Source organism: Rhizobium sp. P1_C7, from assembly GCF_056406295.1.
In genome coordinates this window covers 168459-190771 of the sequence record NZ_JBFUAL010000010.1, presented here as the reverse complement: position 1 = coordinate 190771, position 22313 = coordinate 168459, and the positions used below count along the sequence as shown (strand labels likewise).

General features: G+C 59.1%; 20 protein-coding genes. 4 read left to right on the top strand and 16 right to left on the bottom strand.

What is annotated here, in order from left to right; genetic code table 11:
* Nucleotides 1-217: 217 nt before the first annotated feature.
* Together AC1D2R_RS17785 and AC1D2R_RS17780 are read right to left on the bottom strand one after the other, a co-directional pair.
* Complete coding sequence (locus AC1D2R_RS17785) at nt 218-1723, bottom strand: amidohydrolase family protein (protein ID WP_477968899.1); 1506 nt, start codon at nt 1721-1723, stop codon at nt 218-220.
* A gap of 94 nt (nt 1724-1817) precedes the next feature.
* A complete protein-coding gene (locus AC1D2R_RS17780; RefSeq protein WP_477968897.1) occupies nt 1818-3383 on the bottom strand; it encodes an ABC transporter substrate-binding protein in 1566 nt (521 codons plus the stop codon).
* 170 nt (nt 3384-3553) lie between these two features.
* Here AC1D2R_RS17780 and AC1D2R_RS17775 point away from each other — a divergent pair, with 170 nt between their 5' ends.
* On the top strand, nt 3554-5029 hold the full coding sequence (locus AC1D2R_RS17775) for an amidohydrolase family protein (RefSeq protein WP_477968895.1): 1476 nt from the start codon (nt 3554-3556) through the stop codon (nt 5027-5029).
* Nucleotides 5030-5254: 225 nt separating this feature from the next.
* Here AC1D2R_RS17775 and AC1D2R_RS17770 read toward each other — a convergent pair whose 3' ends face one another.
* From AC1D2R_RS17770 to AC1D2R_RS17755, 4 genes are all read right to left on the bottom strand, one after another.
* Nucleotides 5255-6712, bottom strand: coding sequence for an amidohydrolase family protein (locus AC1D2R_RS17770; protein ID WP_477968893.1), 1458 nt, complete (start codon nt 6710-6712; stop codon nt 5255-5257).
* On the bottom strand, nt 6705-7799 hold the full coding sequence (locus tag AC1D2R_RS17765) for an amino acid ABC transporter permease (RefSeq protein ID WP_477968891.1): 1095 nt from the start codon (nt 7797-7799) through the stop codon (nt 6705-6707). Before AC1D2R_RS17765 ends, AC1D2R_RS17770 begins: the two co-directional genes overlap by 8 nt.
* A 3-nt stretch (nt 7800-7802) precedes the next feature.
* Complete coding sequence (locus AC1D2R_RS17760; protein ID WP_477968889.1) at nt 7803-8951, bottom strand: amino acid ABC transporter permease; 1149 nt, start codon at nt 8949-8951, stop codon at nt 7803-7805.
* A gap of 160 nt (nt 8952-9111) precedes the next feature.
* Nucleotides 9112-10122, bottom strand: a complete 1011-nt coding sequence (locus AC1D2R_RS17755) for an amino acid ABC transporter substrate-binding protein (RefSeq protein WP_477968887.1) — start codon at nt 10120-10122, stop codon at nt 9112-9114.
* Between the two features lie 288 nt (nt 10123-10410).
* Between AC1D2R_RS17755 and AC1D2R_RS17750 the strand changes: the two genes are divergently transcribed.
* Together AC1D2R_RS17750 and AC1D2R_RS17745 are read left to right on the top strand one after the other, a co-directional pair.
* Nucleotides 10411-11103, top strand: coding sequence for a GntR family transcriptional regulator (locus tag AC1D2R_RS17750; protein ID WP_477968885.1), 693 nt, complete (start codon nt 10411-10413; stop codon nt 11101-11103).
* A 132-nt stretch (nt 11104-11235) separates the two neighbouring features.
* Nucleotides 11236-11499: a hypothetical protein gene (locus AC1D2R_RS17745; protein WP_477968883.1), complete on the top strand. Its 264-nt coding sequence runs from the start codon at nt 11236-11238 to the stop codon at nt 11497-11499.
* A 311-nt stretch (nt 11500-11810) separates the two neighbouring features.
* Here AC1D2R_RS17745 and AC1D2R_RS17740 read toward each other — a convergent pair whose 3' ends face one another.
* The 4 genes from AC1D2R_RS17740 to AC1D2R_RS17725 are packed head-to-tail and all read right to left on the bottom strand — an operon-like array spanning nt 11811 to nt 14393.
* A complete protein-coding gene (locus AC1D2R_RS17740; RefSeq protein ID WP_477968881.1) occupies nt 11811-12434 on the bottom strand; it encodes a YdeI/OmpD-associated family protein in 624 nt (207 codons plus the stop codon).
* 27 nt (nt 12435-12461) lie between these two features.
* A complete protein-coding gene (locus tag AC1D2R_RS17735; protein WP_477968879.1) occupies nt 12462-12872 on the bottom strand; it encodes a VOC family protein in 411 nt (136 codons plus the stop codon).
* Nucleotides 12873-12924: 52 nt separating this feature from the next.
* On the bottom strand, nt 12925-13782 hold the full coding sequence (locus tag AC1D2R_RS17730; protein ID WP_477968877.1) for an EamA family transporter: 858 nt from the start codon (nt 13780-13782) through the stop codon (nt 12925-12927).
* Nucleotides 13779-14393 carry a nitroreductase family protein gene (locus AC1D2R_RS17725; RefSeq protein WP_477968875.1) on the bottom strand — a complete coding sequence of 205 codons (615 nt, stop codon included), beginning with the start codon at nt 14391-14393 and terminating at the stop codon, nt 13779-13781. The genes AC1D2R_RS17730 and AC1D2R_RS17725 overlap by 4 nt, the downstream gene beginning before the upstream one ends.
* 108 nt (nt 14394-14501) lie before the next feature.
* Between AC1D2R_RS17725 and AC1D2R_RS17720 the strand changes: the two genes are divergently transcribed.
* The gene (locus AC1D2R_RS17720; protein WP_477968873.1) at nt 14502-15416 is read left to right on the top strand and encodes a LysR family transcriptional regulator; all 915 of its coding nucleotides are present in this window, start codon (nt 14502-14504) and stop codon (nt 15414-15416) included.
* Nucleotides 15417-15760: 344 nt separating this feature from the next.
* Here the strand turns inward: AC1D2R_RS17720 and AC1D2R_RS17715 are convergent, their stop codons facing one another.
* From AC1D2R_RS17715 to nosZ, 6 genes are read right to left on the bottom strand one after another with little or no spacing between them, the layout of a single operon-like run.
* A complete protein-coding gene (locus AC1D2R_RS17715; protein ID WP_477968871.1) occupies nt 15761-16765 on the bottom strand; it encodes an FAD:protein FMN transferase in 1005 nt (334 codons plus the stop codon).
* Complete coding sequence (locus tag AC1D2R_RS17710) at nt 16758-17291, bottom strand: nitrous oxide reductase accessory protein NosL (protein ID WP_477968869.1); 534 nt, start codon at nt 17289-17291, stop codon at nt 16758-16760. The genes AC1D2R_RS17715 and AC1D2R_RS17710 overlap by 8 nt, the downstream gene beginning before the upstream one ends.
* Nucleotides 17288-18115 (bottom strand): ABC transporter permease subunit, encoded by an 828-nt coding sequence (locus AC1D2R_RS17705; protein ID WP_477968867.1) that lies wholly within the window; start codon nt 18113-18115, stop codon nt 17288-17290. The genes AC1D2R_RS17710 and AC1D2R_RS17705 overlap by 4 nt, the downstream gene beginning before the upstream one ends.
* Nucleotides 18112-19029 (bottom strand): ABC transporter ATP-binding protein, encoded by a 918-nt coding sequence (locus tag AC1D2R_RS17700; RefSeq protein ID WP_477968865.1) that lies wholly within the window; start codon nt 19027-19029, stop codon nt 18112-18114. The genes AC1D2R_RS17705 and AC1D2R_RS17700 overlap by 4 nt, the downstream gene beginning before the upstream one ends.
* Entirely contained in the window at nt 19026-20396 is a 1371-nt protein-coding gene (locus AC1D2R_RS17695; RefSeq protein WP_477968863.1) for a nitrous oxide reductase family maturation protein NosD, read from the bottom strand. The genes AC1D2R_RS17700 and AC1D2R_RS17695 overlap by 4 nt, the downstream gene beginning before the upstream one ends.
* Nucleotides 20396-22306, bottom strand: a complete 1911-nt coding sequence (gene nosZ, locus AC1D2R_RS17690) for a TAT-dependent nitrous-oxide reductase (RefSeq protein ID WP_477968861.1) — start codon at nt 22304-22306, stop codon at nt 20396-20398. Before nosZ ends, AC1D2R_RS17695 begins: the two co-directional genes overlap by 1 nt.
* Between the last annotated feature and the right edge of the window lie 7 nt (nt 22307-22313).

Here is a 22313-nt window from a genome sequence, read left to right as displayed (position 1 = left end):
GATCAATGACATTCAAAGTTGGGGAATGTTATTCTGGGGGCACATGCCAGGGCACAACCGGCCGGCACACAGTCCAAACCGCAGCGGCCTCAGCCACCGCACGACGAGCGCCCCTCACACACAACCTCCCTTGTTCTCGTCATCCGGCATTAAATCAGGGTTTCGAATCTTGTCAACTTCATTGTAGACAATTTACGGGGGCCAATACGTCATTTCCTCAACATTCTTTGTCGAACTTTTCTGTCCACAACGGATAGCCCGGCGAAAACAGTGCCTCCACCGGGGGATGCTCCCAGCTTCTTTCAGGATACTTCGCAAGAAGCCCCTCGAACTGGCTTTGCGCCTGCTTGCGCGCCGCGCGCATGTCGAAGCCCGCCAGCCTTCCTTCCAGCATGGAAAGCCGGCCGTCGACGAAGACGGCCTGTGTGACCTTGCCTGAACCGCCGAGCACCAGCGTCGTGATCGGATCGACGCTGGGTGCCATGTAAAGATCGTCGAGACGGAACACAGCGATGTCGGCACGGGCGCCGGAGAAAAGCCTGCCGATATCGGTTCGGCCGAGTGCTTTGGCGCCGCCAAGTGTTGCCGCGTTAAACAGGTCGGCGGAGAGCACCGCATCGGATTTCTTTTCACTGATGCGACAGGTGACGAGCGCCATCAGCAAGTTCATGAGCATGTCGGGCGGCGCCGTATCCGTCGCCATGCCGAGATTGATGCCGAGCCTGTGACAGGCGGCGAAGGAATTCAGAACGCTGCCCATGCGGGCTGAAACCATCGGTGAATGGGCAATGGAAACGCCATTGATTGCGTAGAGCCGAAGGTCCTCGTCTGTTGCATGGGTGCCGTGGGGCGCTATCAGCCGCTCGCTGAGCAGGCCATGGCTTGCCATCCAGCCCGGCCCGGTCGAACCATGCAGGGTCCGCATGGTTTCGAGTTCCGCTGGCCCCTGAGCCATATGCAGCCGCACCCGGCAATTAAGATCGCCGGCCGCCGCCATGGTCCGCTTCAGAAGCTCCAGCGTGCAGGTCTCGACGCGATCCGGCGCGAGCATGCCGTTGACAAGGCCACCGTAGCGGTCCTGCTGCCGCTCGATAAAGGATATCGCGTCGTTGAGGCCGGCGAGCCCCCTCTCCTCGTCGAAGACCGGCACCATCCGCCCCGGCCCTTCCAGCACCATGCCGCCGGAGCGATAGGCCGGGCTCAGGAAAACCCGAAGACCCAGCTCGCCCGCCGCATCAGCAGCCGCGTCGAACTCGGCGACCGTCTCGGCCCATTCGCGATAATAGAGCGAGGCGACGGGTGCAGCCGTGGTGACGCCGTTCAGAAGCTGGAGGCCGAAAGAGAACTTCTTTTGAAAAGCCAGTTCTTCTTGGCTGTACATTTCATAAGGCCCGCGCTCGACATAGGAACGCGGCCAGATGCGGCCCCTTGCCCATCCCGGCTGGTTGTCGAGAACCAGCGTATAGGTGTCGAGATCGGAGAGCGCATCGAGGTCGATCAGGCCGGGGCTGATCAGAGCCGTGCCGAAATCGATGCGGCGGGCAACCTCCCCCAAAAAGCACGGCCCGGCATAGATGACCGCGCCGTCTTCCATCACAATCTCGCCGCGTGGCACGAGACGGTGGCCGCCCTCGCGCCAGGCCAGCAGCCAGTCGGCCGTCAGCAGTGTGCGGCCTGCCGGCCGTTCGCCGACAGTGAGTGTATGGAGAACATCGGATGTCATGGCATGTCCGGCTGATACGTTCGAAACCATATAAAAAGAGCGCCTCATGCGGTCATGAGACGCTCTTTTCCTGTCAAATATTCAGGCGATCGCCTTACTTGCCCATCTGGGTCAGCCAATGGCGCGGCTTGTTGTCAGCGCGGAAGTCGACGCTTTTGACGGTTCCGAGCATGGCCCAGGCGATCGGCTGCTGGTGCAGCGGAATCAGCATGACTTCATCCTTGGCGATCTTCAGCGCCTGACCTTCGAGCGCGATACGCTTGGTGCTGTCCGGCTCCTGCGCAGCCGCGGCTACCAGCTTGTCGAGCGCCGGGTTGGACCAGTTGCCATAGTTGGAGACGCCCATCGCACCCTGTTTGGTCGACAGCACCTGCGCCAGCAGCGAATATGCGTCGAGCGTCGGCTCGTTTGCCCAGCTGAGGTTGAACATATCAGCCTTGCCGGCGCTACGCTTGGGCGTCTGCACGGCGCGTGGCGCGATATCGATCGTCGGGTTGAAGCCGCCACGCTTCATCATGTTGGCGACGCCCGAGCAGATGTCTTCTTCGTTGATGCTCTCGTCGTTCATGCAGGTATAGGTGAACGCGAGATCCGACTGGCCGGCCTCAGCGAGCAGCTTCTTCGAAAGCTTCGGATCGGACGGCTGGAAGGTATCGAGCGACTTGTCGTAGCCGGAGATTTCCGGTGCGATCAGCGAGCCGGACGGACGGGCGAGCCCACGCATGACCTTCTTGTTGATCAGCTCGCGGTCGACGGTGGCTTCGACGGCCTGACGCACGCGGATGTCGTTGAAGGGGTTCGGGCGGCCGTCTTCCAGCTTTTCCTTGCGGTTGAAATTGAGGAAGACAGTGCGCAGTTCGGTACGCTTCTTGACAGTGATGCCCGACGAGGATTCAAGCCGCGGCAGGTCCTGGATAGGCGCGGAATCGATCAGGTCGATCTCGCCGGAGAGAAGGGCCGCGACGCGCGTTGCAGCCGAGGTGATCGGCATGAATTCGATGCGGTCGAGATTGTGCTTCTTTTCATCCCACCAGCCTTGATTGGCAACGAGAACCGTTTTGCTGTCCGGCACACGGCTTTCGAGCTTGAACGGGCCCGTGCCGTTGGTGTGCATGGTCGTGTAGCCTTCGGTCTTCGTGGCAACGTCCGTCGGCTTTTCGCTGTTGTTGGCCTTCAGCCAGCCGGCATCGAAGATGAAGATGTTGGTGATGTCGTTGAGGAACAGCGCGGTGGGCGCGGTGACGGCGAGATCGACGGTGTAGTCGTCGACCTTGGTGACGCCGGCAAAGAGCGGGATGTTGCCGCGCAACGGCGAGGTCTGATCAGAAACGCGGGTGAAGGAAGCGACCACGTCGTCGGCCGTGAAATCGGCGCCGTCGTGGAACTTCACGCCCTTGCGCAGGGTAAAGCGCCAGGTCTTGCCGTCAACCAGCTTCCATTCGGTGGCGAGTGCCGGTTCGATCTGGAAATCCGGCCCATACCGCACCAGGCCCTCATAGATATGGTTGAGGAACGCGAGGTTCGAGGTCGATGGCACCGAATAGGGATCGAGCGAGTAGAGGTCGGCCCGACCGCCCCAGCGAAGTGTCTCTGCACTGGCGGGCACAGCGATGGCAGCCGCGGCAAGCGCGGCAAGAATGAAGCTTTTTACACGGGACATGTTTCCCCCCTTGTGGATCGTTGTTGGGTCCGGGGCTGCGAAACCCTCAGGCGAGAGGGAGTATTGTTTCGTCGACCTCTATTGTCAATTATATTGTTGACAATTATCGTAAGCAAAAATCGGCATGAACATCGCCAATGGCGGTGGTTACGAAATGAGGAGAAAACCGGATGGGGAACTTCCTGCTGCTTCACGGCACGATCGTGACCGTAAATCGCGAACGGCGCATTATCGAAGACGGCGCGCTGGCCATCACGAATGACAGGATCGTCGACATCGGCACAGCCGAAGATCTGGTAGGGCGACACGCGGACAAGCAGGTCATCGATTGCCACGGCAAGCTCATCATCCCCGGCTTGATAGATGCCCACGGCCATGCCGGTCATGCACTGATCCGCAGCATCGCCGCAGACACCAATTCGATGTGGATGCGTGTGGTCACCCCGACCTACTACCACTATGTGACGCGCGACTACTGGTATGCCGACGGCCTCGTCTCCGGCATCGAGCGGCTTCGCGCCGGGGTCACGACCGGTGCCAGCATCATCACCTCGATGCCGCGCGCCGACGATCCCGTCTTCGCCATCAATCACGCCCGCGCCTATAGTGAGATCGGTCTGCGCGAAATCATCTGCGTCGGCCCGTCGGGCCTGCCCTGGCCGCACCCTGTGACCCGCTGGGAGAGTGGCAAGCCTCAGCGGCGCAACATTGCTTTCGAAGAGATGATGGAGGGCACGGAAGCGGTCATTGAGACCCTGGACGGAAGTGCTGGCGGCCGTATCAAGGTGTTCGTGACACCCTTCACGATCGTCCCCTCCGTTGAGCCGTCGAACGCATCGACCCCGGATCAGGCGGTGAAACTCACTGAGAACGATCGGGTGCAGGCCCGCCGCGTGCGGGAACTAGCCCGCAAATGGGGTGTCCGACTGCATTCCGACGCCTTTGCCGGCCAGATTCGCATGGCCTTCCAGGACAAGGAAAATGCGCTTTTGGGGCCGGATATCCACCTCCAGCACTGCTGGGGCATCTCGCATGAGGAGATAGACATCCTCGCCGAGACCGGCACCCACGTCACGCACGCCCCACCTGGCCGCTCTACACCGATCATGGAGATGATGTCCAAGGGTATTCGCGTCGCGATCACCACCGACGGCGCGGCGCCGAGCCGACACTTCGACATGCTGCAGACAGCAAGGCTCGCGCAGTTCACCCAGCACCTGCTCCACAACCACGACCGCTACCTTCTGCCGCCCGGCAAGATCTTCGAGATGATCACCATCGATGCGGCCCGCGCCATCGGCATGGAGCATGAGATCGGTTCCCTGGAAGTCGGGAAGAAGGCGGACATCGCCATCATCGATATGCGCAAACCGCATCTCATGCCAATGTGGATGCCCGTGCATCGGCTGGTCCACCAGGCACTCGGCAGCGACGTCGATACCGTCATCGTCGACGGCAAAATCCTCATGGAAGCGGGCAAGGTACTGACGACCGACACCGATGCAGCGATCTCCTTCGGCCAGGAGGAGGCGCTGGCGCTCGTCGCGCGTGCCGGTCTAAAGGACCATATGCATGACCCCGGATGGGGCAAGGTGCTACGCACCTTCGACGCACCCGTCATTCCGCCCCAGCCGCCTGAATTGTGACCGTCCGAACGGTTGGAACACAGCTTCGCAAAAGAGCTGCTAATGCCGACGACACTTTTTGCCAATCACTATCGAATATTGTAGACAAAACGCTGCGTATGCCCCGCGCAGCGTCATTGGCAACCAGGACCCGATCTTTCTCATGAACTGCTCATGCCCATTGCCGACCTGAGGCCCACCCCCTGGAAAATTCCAGCTGCTGCCAGCCCAAGATCGGGGTGCACGTCACATCGCACGGCTTGCGCTTGATAGCGGCAGCGATTTTGGGGCGAGCGAGGCAATTTTGCGACGCTGCGGGTCGTTGGCTTCGGCCTTTCGGCAGCAATACGCCTGAGCGTCCTTCAAGGCTGCAACCGCCCCGTCATAGTCGAGCATCGTCGGACGACCCCCCTCGACAACGCGTGCGCCATCGACATAGACCGCTTCCACCGCCCGTTCGGCAGCACAATGGATCAGGTTGCGCAGCGGATCATAGACCGGCTGCATGGCGTGGTGGTTGAGGTCAATGAGGGAGAAATCAGCCTTGGCTCCCTTGGCGATACGGCCGAGATCCCCTCTTCCAAGGGCTTTAGCCCCGGCAAGAGTTGCGACCTCAAGGATGCCTGCGGTGTCTATGTCAAACACCGATTTTCCGGCAATGCGCGAACAGATCAGCGCTCGCCGCATTTCCTCGAGCATGTTGAAGGGATAACTGTCGGTGCCGAGCGCGACATTGACCCCATTGCGCCGATAACGCCCAACGGACTCCAAAGTCATGCCGCTGCGCGAAAAGGTCACCGGGCAATGGGCAACGGTCGACTTGCGCTCGGCAAGCAGCTGGAGGTCGAGTTCGGTACGCTGCCGCGTCCATGAATGGCTGTCGATAAAGATGCAGTGTCCGATGATCAGGTTCGGGCCCAGAATGCCCAGGCGTTCCATATACTGCACCGCTGTCAGACCCGTTCGACGCAACAGTTCTTCATGTTCGGTCATTGTCTGGGCGGCGTGAATGGTGATCGGAATGCCGCGTTTATGCGCCTCCTGTGTTGCATCAACCAGCAGTTCTGGAGAGCAGGTTTCGATTTGTGATGGCGCAACGATGCCGCCGAGCCGGCCGCAGGCGTGCGCCCGCGCTTCATCGACCAGTTCAAGCGCACGGGCAAAGGCATCGCGACCCCTGGCCTTGTCCCAGTTGAAGTCGAGGCGATGACTGTCGACAACGTGCCACTGGGCTTCGCGAAACCCCGGTGCGACATAGGCGCGCGCGCCGCTCTTTGCCAGCGTTGGCAGCCATTTGGCGTGTGGAGCGGCGATATCCAAAAGTGTGGTCACGCCACTGCGCATCAGATCGCCGACCATCACCGTCAGGGCTGCCTCAAGCGAAGTATCATCGATATCCAGGAGCGCCGAATACTCGTACAAAGCATTACCCCAGAGCGCCTGTGTGCCCTGGTCGTCGAAGATGCCTTTGGCCACGGGTTCGTCGCCCGAATGGCAATGCACATTCACCAGCCCCGGCATCACCATGCGGTCGCGACCATTGATTTCGGTCGCGGCGGGACCATCATAGTTGCCCCCCACATGCACAATGCCGGTTTCATCAAACGCGACGTCGGCGTCATGCATATAGACATGGGTGGCCGTGGCTGCATCGAATGCCACAACGGTATGGGCCTTGCGGATAGCGGTGACGGTCTTATTCATGGGTCGTCCTGAAGTGCTGTTCGAGAAAGCGGCTGTAGATGCCCATAAAGGCGCTGAAAAGAAAATAGACTGCTGCGGCAAACAAGTAGCCTTCAACCACGGCGATGCCTTGCCATTCCGGCGAGCGGAGGGCGGAGCGCATGGTGTCGAGAAAGTCGAGGAGACCGATGATCGTCACCAGCGTGGTATCCTGGAAGAAGCCGATGAACAGGGCCACCAACGGCGGGATTACTTTGCGCAACGCCTGAGGCAGTACGATCTTACGCATGGACTGCCAGTAGTGCAGACCGAGCGATTGTCCGGCTTCGATTTGACCTTTCGGCACGCTCTGCAAGCCGCCCCGCACAATTTCTGCGATATAGGCGGCGGCAAAAATGCTGATCGCTAGCTGCGCGCGAAGGAGTTTATCGATGGTCAAGCCATCCGGCATGAACAACGGCAGCATGACGGTCGCCATGAACAGTATGCTGATGAGCGGAACGCCGCGCACCATTTCAATGATGCTCACGCCGAGAATTCGGATGACCGGAAGACTTGAGGCTCGTGCGAGTGCAAGGGCGATACCAAGGGGCAAGCCGGTTGCTAGTCCGATGAATGACAACATGAAGGAGAGCGGCAAGCCGCCCCATTGCGCCGTCGGTACCCGTGTCAGACCGAAGAAACCGCCGGCCATCACAATGTAAAGTGCCGGCAATACAAGGAGGATCCATGCCACAAGAAGGCTGCGGCTCCACAAACGCGGTACCATCGAAATGCCGCAGGCGACAAGAAACAGCAGAACGGCCATCAATGGCCGCCACTGCTGGTCGAACGGGTAGAAGCCGAACAGGATGAAACGCAGCTTTTCCTGCAGAAAGGGCCAGCATGCACCGCTGGCAAGCTTGCAATCCGCGGGGGTGCCGGCAAACACCGCATTCAGAACCAGCCATGCGAAGGCGAGCTTGATCAGGGCGGCGATTGCAACGAGACTGGCAATCGTGATGAGCGCGTTGCCGGGCGTACCAAAATAGGCGGAAAGCTTGCGGGGAAAGTGGTCGTCGGCAGGATTGAGCTGTGAGCTTGTCGCGAGAGCGTCAATGTCGGCCATGGATCAGCGCTCCTTTAGCGCGACGCGCGCATTGTACCAGTTCATCAGCAGAGCGATCAGGATCGACAAGGAGAGATAGACGCCCATGAAAATGGCAATGGTCTCGATCGCCTGTCCTGTCTGGTTCATGACGGTATTCGATACCATCACAAGATCGGGATAGCCGACAGCGATCGCCAACGAACTGTTCTTGAATACGGTGAGATAGGTATTGGTCAGCGGCGGAATGATCAGCCGCAAGGCCTGCGGCAGTATGACAAGCCGCATCGTGCGGGAACGGGGAAGCCCGAGGGCTGTGGCTGCTTCCCATTGACCTTTGCTAACCGCCTGAATGCCGGCGCGAACGGTTTCGGCCACGGAAGCCGATACACTGAGTGCCAATCCGAACAGAAGAGCGACCAACTCCGGCCGAATTTGATAACCGCCCGCCAGCCGGAACTTTCCGACCCTTGGAGTGTCCCAGACGATGGCGATGTTCGACACCAGCGCGACTGCGATCAGCGGTAGTGCGAACGCAACGAGTGACAGCAGAAGGATCGGACGCTCCTGACCCGTCTCGCGGCGGCGGCGCAGCAGGAACGTTCTTGTGGCAATCGCTGCAACAATGCTTGTTACCAATGCTGCAGCAAGCGGTTCGAAGCCGGATTCGAACGCGATCGATGGCATCGCAAGTCCGCTGTTGGACAGAAAGAAACCGGGAAGAATCTCGATCGCCTGCTTGACGGGTGGAAATACCGAAATGATCAGCGCGTACCAGAGAAATAGATAGAGCAGCAGCGGAACGTTGCGCAGTAGCTCGACATAGGTCAGCATTAGACGCGATAGAACAGGATTGTGCGATAGCCGGCCAATGCCGACGAGCAAGCCCAGTATCGTTCCGAAAATCGCAGCTAGCAGCGAGACTTTGACGGTATTGATAATGCCGACAAGAATGGCCCTGCCAACCGTATCGGTTGGGCCGTAGGCAATCGAGGTTTCGGAAATGACGAAGCCGGCTTGTCGCCATAGAAAGTCGAAGCCGGTCGCTATTCCCTGTTTTGCCAGATTGTCCGATGCCGTACCGAACATTATCCACGCAATCAACAGCACCGCGACAATTGCAACCGACTGGTAAAAGAGCGCACGAATGCGCGTGTCATAGAAAAAAGACATGACTGCACGCTACGGACCTGGCGCAGGGACCTCAATCGCTTTTCGCGACATTGGCTCGGGCGCGTTTCGGTTTGACACTGCGCGCCAGAAATCGCGCACAGAAATCAGTCGCCTCAGCAAGGGGCCTCCGTCCCGACAGGAATGAGGCCCCCTTTAGGCATTAACGGAACGGCGGAGCGTAGAGCAGACCACCGGCGTTCCAGAGCGTGTTTGGCCCACGCGTCAAGCCGATGCCGGTAAGACTGCGATCGAACACTTCAGCGTAGTTGCCGACACTCTTGATGATGTTGTAGCCCCATTTGGTGTCGAGGTTCAGCATCTTGCCCAGATCCTCGTTAACGCCGAGCATGCGCTGGATTTCCGGATCTTCGCTTTTCAGCATTTCATCGACATTGGCCTGCGTAATGCCCTTTTCTTCGGCGGCCATCAGCATCCAGGACGACCAGGCAACGATATCGCGCCAATTGGAATCGTTCTGACGCACTGCTGGTGCCAACGGCTCCTTGGAAATCGTTTCCGGCAGAATGACGTAGTCATCCGGGTTGTTGGCAACGGCGCGGATCGCAGCCAGATCCGAGCGGTCGGAGGAAAGTGCCTCGCAACGACCGGAGAAAAATGCTGCGCGGTTTTCATCCGGGCTTTCAAACACCACCATTTCGAACTTGCCACCAATCGTGCGGAAAAAATCAGTCAGATTCTGCGCGGTCGTGGTTCCTGGCAATGTACAGATTGCCGCGTCCGTCAGGTCCTTGGCGCTCGTTACACCCAGCTTCTTAGGCACCATCAGGCCCTGGCCGTCGTAAAGGACGGTCGGGCCGAAATCGATGCCGAGGGATGTTTCGCGGGAGAATGTCTGCGTTGACTGGCGAGAAAGGATGTCGATTTCGCCGGATTGGACCGCCTGGAATCGTGTGTTGATGTTGGTGACGACGAAATCCACCTTTTCCGCATCGCCAAACACTGCGGCCGCGACGGCACGACAGATATCGACGTCGAAGCCGTGCATGCGTCCCTTGTCGTCAGGATAGGCAATCCCGGGGGTGCTGGTCGACACGCCGCAGATCAGCTTTCCGCGTTCCCGGACTGTATCAAGCGTTGTAGCAGCGTGTGCCGTTGTTGCCGCAAGGCCGATCGCAGCAGCCGTGCACAGGTGCAGAATTGTTTGTTTCATTTTCCTCTCCCATTGATCTCAGCAATTACCATTTCTCTGGTCGTCTGATTTGATCAGACGCTCCTCCCAGATCACACACGCCCCGGCGAAGGGGAACTGGATAACTGTGTGCAATTGTTGTATACGATGAATAAGAAATTTGCGCAAATGTATTGTATGCACTTTTCGCATGCATAAAATCTCATGGATAGATGGACAATCGGGATCAATTGTGAACACACAAGGCGCCCTGTAAGTAGATACTTGGAACCAGAGTTTTGTCGTCGCTGACGATTGAGGAGGTCTGCCTTGTCTGAACCATCGAGCCGCACCGATCATGTCTATCGGCTGCTTCGCCAGGCTATAATTGAGCAGGCATTGAAACCCGGCGTGAAATTGTCAGAGGATACGATTGCCGATCAATTCAAGGTTAGCAGGACGAGCGTACGCGGGGCCCTTGTCCGTCTCAATGCCGAGGGTCTTGTCGATCTCAAGGCCAATAAGGGAGCCAGCGTAGCAGAACCGACGCTCGAGGAGGCCAAGGATATTTTCTCCTTGCGGTTCATGCTCGAAACCGAAGTTGTCCGTCGACTTGTGGCCCGTTTCGATGAGAACCACGTTACTCGGCTAGAGGCCCACGTCAGAGAAGAAGAAGGAGCGCTAAAGAGCGACGGTCCACGCTCGATCCGACTGGCCGGTGAGTTCCATATCCTGCTTGCCGAATTGACGGGATCATTGGCTCTGACTCGGTTCGTGCGCGAAGTCGTATCCCGCTCCTCATTGATCCTCGCGCGCTTTGCCCGATTGCACTCACCCGAGTGCGCTGTTGAGGAGCACGTCCAGATCATTCGCGCGTTGCAATCCGGCAAAGTCGCTGAGGCTGAGAAGATTATGCTCGAACACTTGCGTGCGGTAGAACTGCGGGCGGAACTGGGATTCCAGACATCCGACCCTGACACAGCAGCGATCCTCCGCCACTATGCCGGTTCGAACCATCAATGATTGGCCGTGGGTGGCGCTGGTCGCATCTCGGTATTCGAGGGTTGCCGGATTTCAACGATGGCACGCAGTTTCGCTGTATCGCCCTGAAAGAATGTACGCTGTGGCCCCCGCAGGCTGGGAGTTCAAACATTCATGGGCTACCGAAAAATCGGTAATTGGAGCCACGACATAGCGGTGGCCGGGCGCGTCAGCCACCGCGTCGCAGTGATGTATCTTGACGAAATCGTCGAGATGGGCCCGCATTCTCAGACCATTCTTCGGCAATCCGCAGCCCCCCTCTACCCGCAGATCGCTGAGCGCGGTTCCTATTGCAGATACCGCACACCGCTATGGTCACAGATTAACGCGGGGCGACGAAGCTCCGCGGTTACCATCCACCGCTTGCGCGCCACCTGAGCCTTCGTCATGCCATCTCGTCAAGGTGGGCAACACGTTCTACCGTTAGAGCGTCAAGCCACGCCCTGCCCGGTCGCAACGAGCGCGCCCAGGATCCCTTGGCGAGTTTTCGTTGCGCTCCACGAGAGCGTCACGCGCCTTGTCCGCATTGCGCTGGCGGAGCACCCCACGATGCGATGGTGCTCATCATTGGTTTCCGGATTGATGTCGCGCTCGCGAGCGCCCACGTAAGCGAGCCGAGCACATTCATCGAGATGGCTCATCACCAGGGCATAACGGCGCGGATTGCGCGATCCAACTCACGCGCAGCATCATCCAGATTTGGCATATTTCCAGAAGCGCCCTTTGCCCTCGATTATCCACGATAAAGACTCCTCGATCCGCTTGACGCGAGTTCCATCAGTTTTGGCCTCGCCGATCCAGATATTATATTCCTTTTGAAACGAAGCCGACTTGCTGTCGAAAATCGCCTTGATCTCGGGCGTGGCAGCGAGCGCCGCAGCGAAAGCGGCAGGTATTTCTATCTCCTTGGGGTCTTTAGACTCTCGCGGCGGGAGTTTCACGCCGCGGTCATTGAGCGACATCGCTTCCTTTATCCAAGCAATCAGCTCGGCGTCGGGGGGCAGGGCGGCAAGGGTCCTAAGGTTGCCCATGAAGCGCTTCGCGGCGGGCAATTCTGCATTCCGCCTGAGCCGCGCATCGGCCATCAGAGATTCCTTCCAGAAGCTGAAAGAGCAGTGCTTGTTGTAGGCCGCGAAGATGCACATCACTTCGCCCCTGTAGTCAAAATGAGGAATTCCCCATTTGACCTCCTCCGCGACTTCCGGGCAGGTCGCGTGGATGACGCCGCGCAGGTGCGCAAGGATTGGCTTGGCGAAGTCTTCAGCCTGTCCAGCGTAAGCATTGACCTTGGGATTGTGGTTTGGCCTGACCATCGGATGGCTCCTTTCGATGAGATGTTTTTATACAACGCCAGGCGCGCAGGACATGTCCATCCACATCGCTTCCCAAACATGGCCGTCGGGATCGGCCAAGTTGCGGCTATACATGAAGCCAAGGTCCTGTTTGGGGTTAATGTCCGCTGTCCCGCCATTGGCCGGTGCAGCTTTGTTCATCGCGTCCACCGCATCGCGGCTGTCACATGAGATCGCCAGCATGACTTCGCTCGACGTCGCTGGCGGAATAGGTCGGCTCGTGAAGGTCTGCCATTTCGCATGGGTCAGGAGCATCACGTTGATGCTCTCAGAGACAACCATGCAGGCCGCCGTGTCATCACTAAACTGCGGGTTGTTCGTGAAGCCGATGGCTTCATAGAATGTCCTCGAGTTCGCGAGGTCAGCAACCGGCAGGTTCACAAAAATCATTCTGGACATTCCTAGTCTCCTTGTGAGGTGTGGTATGAACGACCCGTGTTGACGTTGCGGTCTAAGCCGAACTGCGATTGGCGCGTTGGCTTAGCCAGATACTGCCAATAACGAAAACGACACCGGTGATTTGAGGCACGGTCAGTGTCTGATTCAAGAGCACCCAGCCAAGCAGCGCAGCGGTCACGGGGCTGAGAAAAAGAAGCGATGACGCAACTGCAGACTCCAGTCGCACAATTCCCCGAAACCAGAGGACATAAGTCAAGGCCGCACCGATCAGCCCCAGCCACACCAGTCCAAGCAGGTTGGCCGCGGTCGGGAGTGGGATGGCCGGTTCGAAAAGCAAAGCCACCGGAACGAGAAGGAGACCACCGGCAGTCAGTTGCCATGCTGTAGAGGTGAGCAGCGATACTGACGATTGCCACTTGCGGGCCAATACGTTTCCAAGGGACATGGAGGCCGCCCCGGCGAGGCCGGCGGCAACGCCCAGCACATCGAGCGTCGCGTTCGGGGTTAGCACCAACAATCCGACACCGCCGATCCCGACAAGAGCGGCGAGGATCGACAACGGGCGGGCAGGGCTGGCAAGCAAGATAGAGGCAAGGAAAATCACGATCAACGGTTGGACCGCTAGCACGGTTGCGGCCACCCCGCCTGGAAGGCGGTAAGCCGCGACGAACAACATGCTCAAGAAGATCGAGATGTTGAGAGCCCCGAGGACAAAACTACGAAACCACCAGATGCCCGCTGGAAGTTGCCGAACGATCCCGAGCAGTAGCAATCCGGCGGGCAAGGCTCGCAGCATTGCCACCGTCATCGGGGAAAAGCCCGGCAGGAACTCGGTGGTGACGATATAGGTGCTGCCCCATATGACGGGCGCAACTGCCGTAAGCAACAAATCGGAACCGCGCGGTTTCATGAGATTTCCAGAACTTCGGCAAGCGGTCGGCGGGGCTTTTGCGGCCAGTTTCCCGGCGCAGCGCGGCCGACTGCGACGAGCATCACGGGCACTTCATTCGACCCAAGACCAAACTCGCGCGCCACGCCTTCGGCATCGAACCCGATCATCGGACCGGAGACGAGGCCCAGCGCTTCAGCTGCAAAAATCAGCGTTGCAGCGCCAAGGGTTGCAGAACGCACGGCTTCATCGCGGGCTGTCTGAGGATCGGCGTATTGTGCACGAGCGCCTTCTTGCCAGCCCGAAGCCATAACCGCCGGCATGAATCCGGCTTCCACAAAGGGAAGCAACCTTGCAGCGAGAGCGGCGTGGTCGGGCAGTACGCCGCATACGATGAAGGTGACGGCGGCCTCCTGTATCTTGGTCTGGCCATAGGCGAGGCTGCGCAATCGCGTTTTTGCTTTCGGCGCCCGCACCGCGATGAACCGCCAATTCTGAAGGTTGTAGGCTGTTGGCGCGCGCGTTGCGAGACGTGCCAGTTCCTCGACCTCGGCATCCGTTAATGCGTGCGAGGCATCGAACAGATTGGCCGACACACGTCGCTCGATGAGGGAGATTGTGGGATTGATCATTATGCCATTCCAAACTGAGAAAGTTGTTCGAAAGCAGATACAGAATTCACCAATGGACGATAATATGCCACGCTTGAAAGATATTATTCACTGAGAGAGAATGGTGTGATGGATCGCCTTACCGCCTTGCAGGTCTTCCGCCGTGTGGCCGAACTCAACAGCTTTGCCGAAGCCGGACGGCGGCTCGGTCTCTCCGCTCCCGCGATCAGCAAGAACATCGCCGAGTTGGAGGCGCATTTGGGCGTGCGGCTCATCAACCGGACCACGCGGCGTATGGCCCTGACCGAAGAAGGCAGAATCTATCTGGAGCATGTCACATACGGGCTCGATGCGCTGGCTAGGGCGGACGATGTCTTATGCCCCATCAAGACGGCACCGAGCGGCACGGTGCGGGTCAGCGCGCCTATGACTGTCACGTTGACACGGCTTTCGGCTGCTATTCCTGAGTTTCTATCGCGCTATCCCGATTTGAAACTCGACCTGCATCTTGATGACAGGCGCGTCGATATCGTTGGAGAGGGGTTTGACCTTGCCATTCGCGGCAGCGACAATCTTGAGGATTCCAGCCTGGTCGCGAGAAAGCTTGCGGTCATGACGCACGTGCTCTGCGCAGCTCCCTCTTATTTTGAACAGCATGGCCGTCCCAAAACGCCTTCCGATTTGAAGGTATTCAACTGCATCCGATTCAGCCTCTCAGGGCATACGGACATATGGGAGTTCCGCAAGAACGGTCGCACCGAGCGGATTGCCGTCGACGGACGATATTCGGTCTCGTCGAGCCTTGCTGTGCGCGATGCGTTGCGCGCGGGCTTCGGCGTCAGTCTGATCCCACATCCCTACGTCGAGAGCGACCTAAAAGCAGGTCGGCTCCAATCGGCTCTGGATGACTGGAGCACGGTCGAAACCACACTGTACGCGGTCTACCCGGCCCGGCAGCACCTCGCCCCAAAAATCCGCATCTTCCTTGATTTCCTGGTCGAAGAATTTGCCCGGGACCATGGTGCTCATGGTTCTTCGACGTGAGCCCTCAGCGAGGTGCTCTGGTTCGCAAAAGCTATCTCAATGACATTTATACTTTGGGGCGAGGAGGAGCGCGAGGGACAGGTCCAAGGGATCTTCGCAAGCGGTTCGCCCAGCGCCTCGAGCGCGGCATTGCCGCCGGCCAGCTGCGGGCTGTCCCACGCTTGCCGCCAGACGCGCCCGCTTTGTTCAAAATCCAAGAAATTTCCCATGCCAACGGCAACACGGCGATACCAGATCATACCTTCGAACAGGCGCGAGCCGATGACGTTTGCACGATACGCCACATATCGCATGACCGGATCCAGAAACGTGCCGAAGGATTGAGGCGTCCTCGCTCGCGATCCTTAGGCCAAGCGGCCAAGTTCTTGACGGCTTCCTGTCGAGTGGATGAGATCAACGCAAGCATCCGGATAGCTTGCAAGCACCTGCCTGATCGAGGCGACGTCCATCAGATTGAAAGCCGTCGACAGCGCGTCGGCGGTGACGGCGTTGTCGGCTATCACGCTAACGCGCCGATAGCGCTTTAGCGCGGCACCAGCCCTTGGGTGAAGGATGTGCCCGAATCTTCCGGCCTGATCGAACACAAAGCCGGCAGATCCCGACGTAGCGACCGCACGGTTGACTATCGAAAGCACCGCGTCTGGCTCTGCGCTGTCTTGTGTGGCCGCCAAACCGATCCGCCAGGGTTCTCCTCCTTTCTGGGCGCCAATGGCACGCTCTTCGCCCATGTCCACCAAGCTGCTTTCGACGCCAGCGTCGCGCAGTATCTCGACAACCCGATCGGTGATGAACCCTTGAGCCACTCCATTTAAGGTAATGGCCATTCCTCGACGCGCGAACGCTACGCGGCCAAATCCAAACTTCACGCCTCCGAATCCGACCTTATCCAGACGATCTCCTAGTACCGTCGCGTCAGGCCCACGCTCATCGGCGCCGGCTTTCGCGAAATGATCCCGGTAAAGCTCCCACAGTGGCTGGACGGTCGGATCGAAAAGGCCGCCAGTCGCCTCCCAGAATCCGAAGCACGCATGGAGCAACGCCAGCATTTCCGGTTCCGGCGCGGCAAGGCCGCCTGCCCGGTTCAATTCGACGAGGTCCGAATCGTCACGATAGAGGCTGAACATCCTCTCGAGCCGCGCGACTTCCGTCACGACCAACTCTATCAGTCGATGAGCCCTTGCCGGGTCGTGGTCGTTCAATATCAACTTCGCTGGCGCGCCCAACGCCTGACCGCTCCACACGAAGGCCGACGGAGAGGAACCGGCCAAGCTGCTGGAGCAAAGCAGGGGCAGCCCGGCCACGGCTGCGAAGATTCCTATTGCACGCCGTCTCGTCACCAACTTAGCCATCAGTTCGGCTCCCCGCGTTTACCGGGGTGTCTGGTGTCGCCAGAACGTCGCTGTCCTCGATCTCCTTTAAAACCAGCACTCGGCCGCCATTCCTGTGTGCAAAGGCATCCGCGTCCGCGCGCACCGAGAAAGGAACTGTCTCGGGAGCGCCCATGCCACCATGAACCTTGCTTCCCACGACGTAGAACGCTCGTTTGGCGTCTATCCAATTCTGACCGCCCGGATTTTCCCAACTCGAGGCATTGCTCATGTCCGAGACGTAGATCGCCGCGACATCCTTCGGTTCCTCGGGAAGTCTCGTGAAGGCGACCGCGTCGCGTGACGAGCTGAACCAGACGACCTTGCTACCGCCCCCGAGGATGATCTGACCCTTCGGGCCGGGGTGTTCGAGGACGTTCATTCCACAAAAGTGGTCCACGGCTTCAGATGTGAGTTCCAGCGGCTTTGGCACGGTCGTTTCGGCCTTCTCGCAGCCGGCGAGAAACAGCGCCGATAGCATGAATGAAATGGCGATGGTGCGGGTCATAGTTCTCTCCTGGAGAAACGAGCTATTGCGAGAGAAAGAGGAATGGCGGCCCACAGCAAAAGGGAAGCCACCAGCAACTGTGGCGTTAGCAATGAGCCGGCGGCAACGCCCGACATTGCCGACACCGATCCGGCCGCTTCTGATCCGAGGTTGAGCAGCCTGTAGGCATCCGTTGGGTTCGCCATGAGCAGGGCGCTCAGCAAGGCCGGCGAAAACCCCTCTCCCTTCGTGGAGACCAATGCGCCAAGCAGCCCCATGTCGTAGATGATCACGAAAAACAGCCAGATCCCCAGGGCGATCCCGCCCGCGGTGCTCCGCTGGCTGACAGAGGCGCTGACAAGGTACCCGATGGCCGTGAAAACCGCGCCCAGTAGTATGGAGGAGCCGATCATGCAGGCGAACGAAATCCAGCTACCTGCACTGACCGGAGTTCCTGCGGCAATCAGCGCGGCGCCAGCCGCGCCGTAGCCAACCAAGGTCGCGACAGAGAGGATGAGTGTATGGCCGATGAACTTTCCGAGGACGATTTGCCTGCGCCCGATGGGATAGCTCAACAGGAGAAGCAGCGTGCCGCGCTCCATCTCGCCGACGATGGCGTCATGCGCAAGGAGCAGCGCTATCAGCGGAACCAGGAAGATCGTCAGGCTTGCAAGACTGACGATGACGATATCCAGACGGCCCGCGCCGACGTTTCCAGTGGGCGCGCTTCCAAGGAACGACAACGTCAACGCCAGTGAGGCGAGAAGCAACGTCACCGCAAGGACCCATCGGTTTCTCAGGCCCTCCTGTATCTCCTTGCGCGCAATGATCACGATGTTGTTCATGGCCGTTGTCCCTGGGCTTGAAGGAAGTGCGCATAGACGTCGTCAAGCGTGGGCTCGATGATCGTCATGCTGGTCAGCGCGGCCGGATCCGACGTCACGGCGGAGAGCACCGCTATCTTGTCCCTGTGGTCAACATCGGCTTCCAGAAACTTGTCCTTTCTCTCGGACCACTTGATCGAGCCGTTCGCCCACGGGCTCGCCGCGCACGCGCTGCTCGGCTTGAATCTTATGTGGGTTGGAAGGCAGGCGATTTGGCGCAGCTCGTCGAGCGAGCCGTCGGCTATCTTGTGGCCGCGATTTACGATGACGACGCGTTCGGCCCGCTCTTCCAGTTCGCTGAGCGCATGGGAGGAAAGCAACACGGTCGTTCCCCTTTGCTTGAACTCCAGGATGAGGTCGTAGAAGCTTCGCCGGAGCGCCGGATCCAGACCGCTTGTCGGCTCGTCCAGGAGGAGAAGGCGAGGTTCTCCCAACAGCGCCTGGGCCAGTCCCAGGCGTTGTCGCATGCCCTTCGAATAGGTTCTCACCGGCCGGTCGGCGGCGCTTTTGGCCAGCCCGACCTGATCAAACAGTTTCTGACATTGATCGAAGGGTACGCGCTTCAGCCTGGCATAGAACGACAGGATCTCCCGGCCGGTCAGAGCCAGGTGAAACGAGACGCTCTCGGGCAAATATCCGACTTGCCTGCGGACGCTGAGGTTTCCCGATACCGGATCCTCTCCCAGTACCCGCACGGTGCCGTTCGTGGGACGAATGAGGCCCAGGATCGCCTTGATCAGGGTAGTCTTGCCCGCGCCGTTGTGGCCGACGAGTGCCACCAGTTCGCCTTCGTCCAGAGCAAACGAAATGTCTTCGATCGCCGCCACGTCTCCGTAGCGTTTCGACACGTTGTTCAGAGAAATTGTCGACGTCATCGCGTACCGTCCTTCGGGGCAGGAGGAGCCATCAGCGGCTTGCTGTCGATCACGCCGCCGGGGAGTAGAGAGGGAAACTGGGCCTGCGCCCAGCGAATGATTTGTACCGCGGGGCTTGTTGTGAGAACTTTGGCTTGCGGCGCCGTCCAAAGCACGGTGTCGACAATATCGTTGGGACGATAGGGACCGTCTCCAAGACCGTCGCCATCGAGGTCGAACGACGGGTTGTCGCTCCAGTAGTTTCCTCGGCCTTTCTTTGACCAGTCGAGATAGCGGGATCCGACGTATTTGACCTGGTTGCGATTGCCGACGAAGGAATTCCCCGTGATATCGTTCCCCTCGGATCCTGCGGTGAAGTGAATACCGACGGCGCAGTTCTGAAAGAGGTTGTCCTCCAGGACGTTGCGATTGGCGTTGTAGATGAACACGCACTTTTCGGGTCCAAGCATCTGCTGCCCCTGAGCGGGGCGGACTTCTCCGACGGGCATATCGGTGGTGTCGGTTCTGGTGCCCCCCATCGTCCATCTCTCGGATGGCTGGAGGCGGCCGACGACCTTGTTGCGTCGAACCGTTGAACTGTTGGCGAAATTGAGAAGCAGGCCGTGATCACGGTCGCCGTCTGACACGTTGTCAGTAATCGTCAGCCGGCTGGAAAACATGATGGCGTAGCCGACAAGATTTCCCTCGGAGACGTTCCCGGAAATCACGCTGTCGTTCGTGTACATGTAGTGAACGGCAAAACGGAGATTGCGGAATCGATTTCCCTTGAAGACGTTGTGCTTGCTGGCGTTCGTCGAGATGCCGTCCTTGCCGAAGCTAATCTTGTTGTCGACGATCTGGGCGCCTGGCGCGTTCCACAGTGAGACGCCGTTTCCTGCCTCGCTCATGCGGCCGGCCGTGAGCCCCTCGATTTCATTGCCCCGTGCGACAGAGCCGGCTGCCCCGTGGAGATATATTCCGTTCAAATTACCTATGATCAAGTTGTCCTCGACCACTGCGCCCGTCGCTGATTGGGCTACGAAAATGCCAGAATCAAGCGCTGCCAGATCGAGGCCAGAACCCTTTATCGTGAGGCCGCGAACCACGGCGTGGGGGGCCGTCAACGTGATCACGCTGCCCTTCTCGAGCCCCACAATGACAGTGCCCGGCACCCCTTCCAGAACGATCGGTTTTTTGATCACGAGCGGGCCAGGGTACGTGCCTGGAGCAAGCCTGATGGTGTCGCCGTCGGCAGACGCATCGAGAACCTGTTGGAGCGTGGCTGCGTCGGACGCTCTGACGTGAATCTCGCCATCGTTCGCGCGTGCCGGTATGGCGGTCGAGACGACCGCCATACCGAGGATCAATATTTTGCGAAGGGTAGGCATCACGCCGCCTTGGGCTCGACGAACATGCGGCCCTGCATTTCCATGTGCATCGCATGGCAGAACCACGAGCAATAGAACCAGTAGACGCCGGCCTTGTCGGCGGTGAAGGTGACAGAAGCCGTCGCTTGAGGAGCGACCTCCATCTGGATGCCGTAGTTCACGATGGAGAAGCCGTGGGTCAGGTCTTCAACATCGTCGATGTTCGTTACGTAGACCGTGACCTCGTCGCCCTCTTTGACCGAGAACGACTCGAGTCCGAACGCCGGCGCCGCCGAAGTCATGTAGACGCGGACCTTGTCTCCATCGCGGATGACATTGGAATCAGACAACAGATCGATGTTGTCCTTCTTGGCCTGCGCCACCGCATCCGCGAAGAAAATGTCGTCCCGGCTCCACACGCTGACAGGATTGATTTTTGAAGAGTGCACGATGGTTGCGTCGTGGGGCTCGGCAAAAGTCGGGTTGTCGTGGACGAGAACCATCTTGTCGCCGGAGATGTCTATAAGCTGATCGTTCTCGGGCTTGAGCGGGCCGACGTTCAGATAGCGGTCCTTCGAGAACTTGTTCAGCGATATGAGCCACTTCCCGTCCGCATCTTTCGTCTGGCCCATCGAAGTATGGTTGTGACCAGGCTGGTACTGGACATCGAGTTTCTGGCGGATCGGATCGACCTTCTCCCCCTTGAAGGCCCGAATGGCGTCTTCGATGTTCCATTTGCAGATCTGGCTGTCGATAAACAGCGTCGTGTAGGCGTTGCCCCGGCCGTCGTATGCGGTGTGAAGCGGCCCCAAACCGAGTTGAGGTTCGGCCACGACCGTGTCGCGCGGCTTGATCTTGTCGTCAAACAGGTCGTCGAACTTGCGGACGTCGAAGACGGTTACGGTCGGGGACAGCTTGCCGTTTGCGACCACGTGGATGCCGTCCGGCGCGGTGTTGATTCCGTGCGGGCTGTTGGAGACCGGAATGTAGCGGGTGAATGCCGAGCCATGGCGTCCGTCGAGAACTGGAACGCCGCCGATCTCCTTGAATTCGCCCTTGGCGACCGCGTCCTCGATCCGCTTGAGATTGAAGACGACGACCCAGTCCTGGTCCTTCGCCATGGTCTCCGGAAGGTTCACACCCTCTTCCGAGTTGTAGCACGTCGCAAAGCAATACTTGCCCTGATAATCGGCGTCGACGTTGTCGAGGTTGCCGTCCACCATGATCTGCCAGGCAACCTTCATCGTTTCGCCGTCGACCGCGGTGAAGATGGCATGATACTGCTTCGGGTCATCGAGGACCTTCCCGTCGTTCGGGATCGGAACGCGGTCCTCACCGTTGCAGAAGACGTAGCCGGTCTTCGGGTACTTCTGCACGCGCAGACCGTGAACTGTGTGCTGGTTGGGAAGTTCGATGATCTTGTCGCACTTCATCACGTCGAGACGGATTCTGCAGACACGGGTATTCGCCTTGTCGTTGGCGAAGAGATAGCGTCCATCATAGGTCCCGTCGGTGAAGGAAGGATGGGGGTGATGCAGGTCGCCATTGTGGTGGACGCCACCGCGCTTGGCGAGGAATTCGCGGGTTTGCGGAAGGAGGCCCTCGGTCAGTACCTTGCGGCTTTCGTTCGTGAGGCCCCATCCGGTTGCGCTGCAGCGGTTGTAGACCGGAATGCGCATCAGTTCTCTCATCGATGGAAGGCCGACGACGCGGATCTCACCGGACTGTCCCCCGGATACGAAGACATAGTATTCGTCCAGTTCGCCCGGCTTGACCTCGTGATCGAGACCTTCGGCGCCAGCGGGCGTCGCCGTGGCGCCCGAAAGCGTCAACGCCCCGCCCACGCCGGTCACGCCGGCTGCCGCGGCGAACGCCGTGGTTCCCAGTAGTTGCCGCCGATTGAACAGCGGGTGCTTTTCTTCTTTTATCATTGCCTTC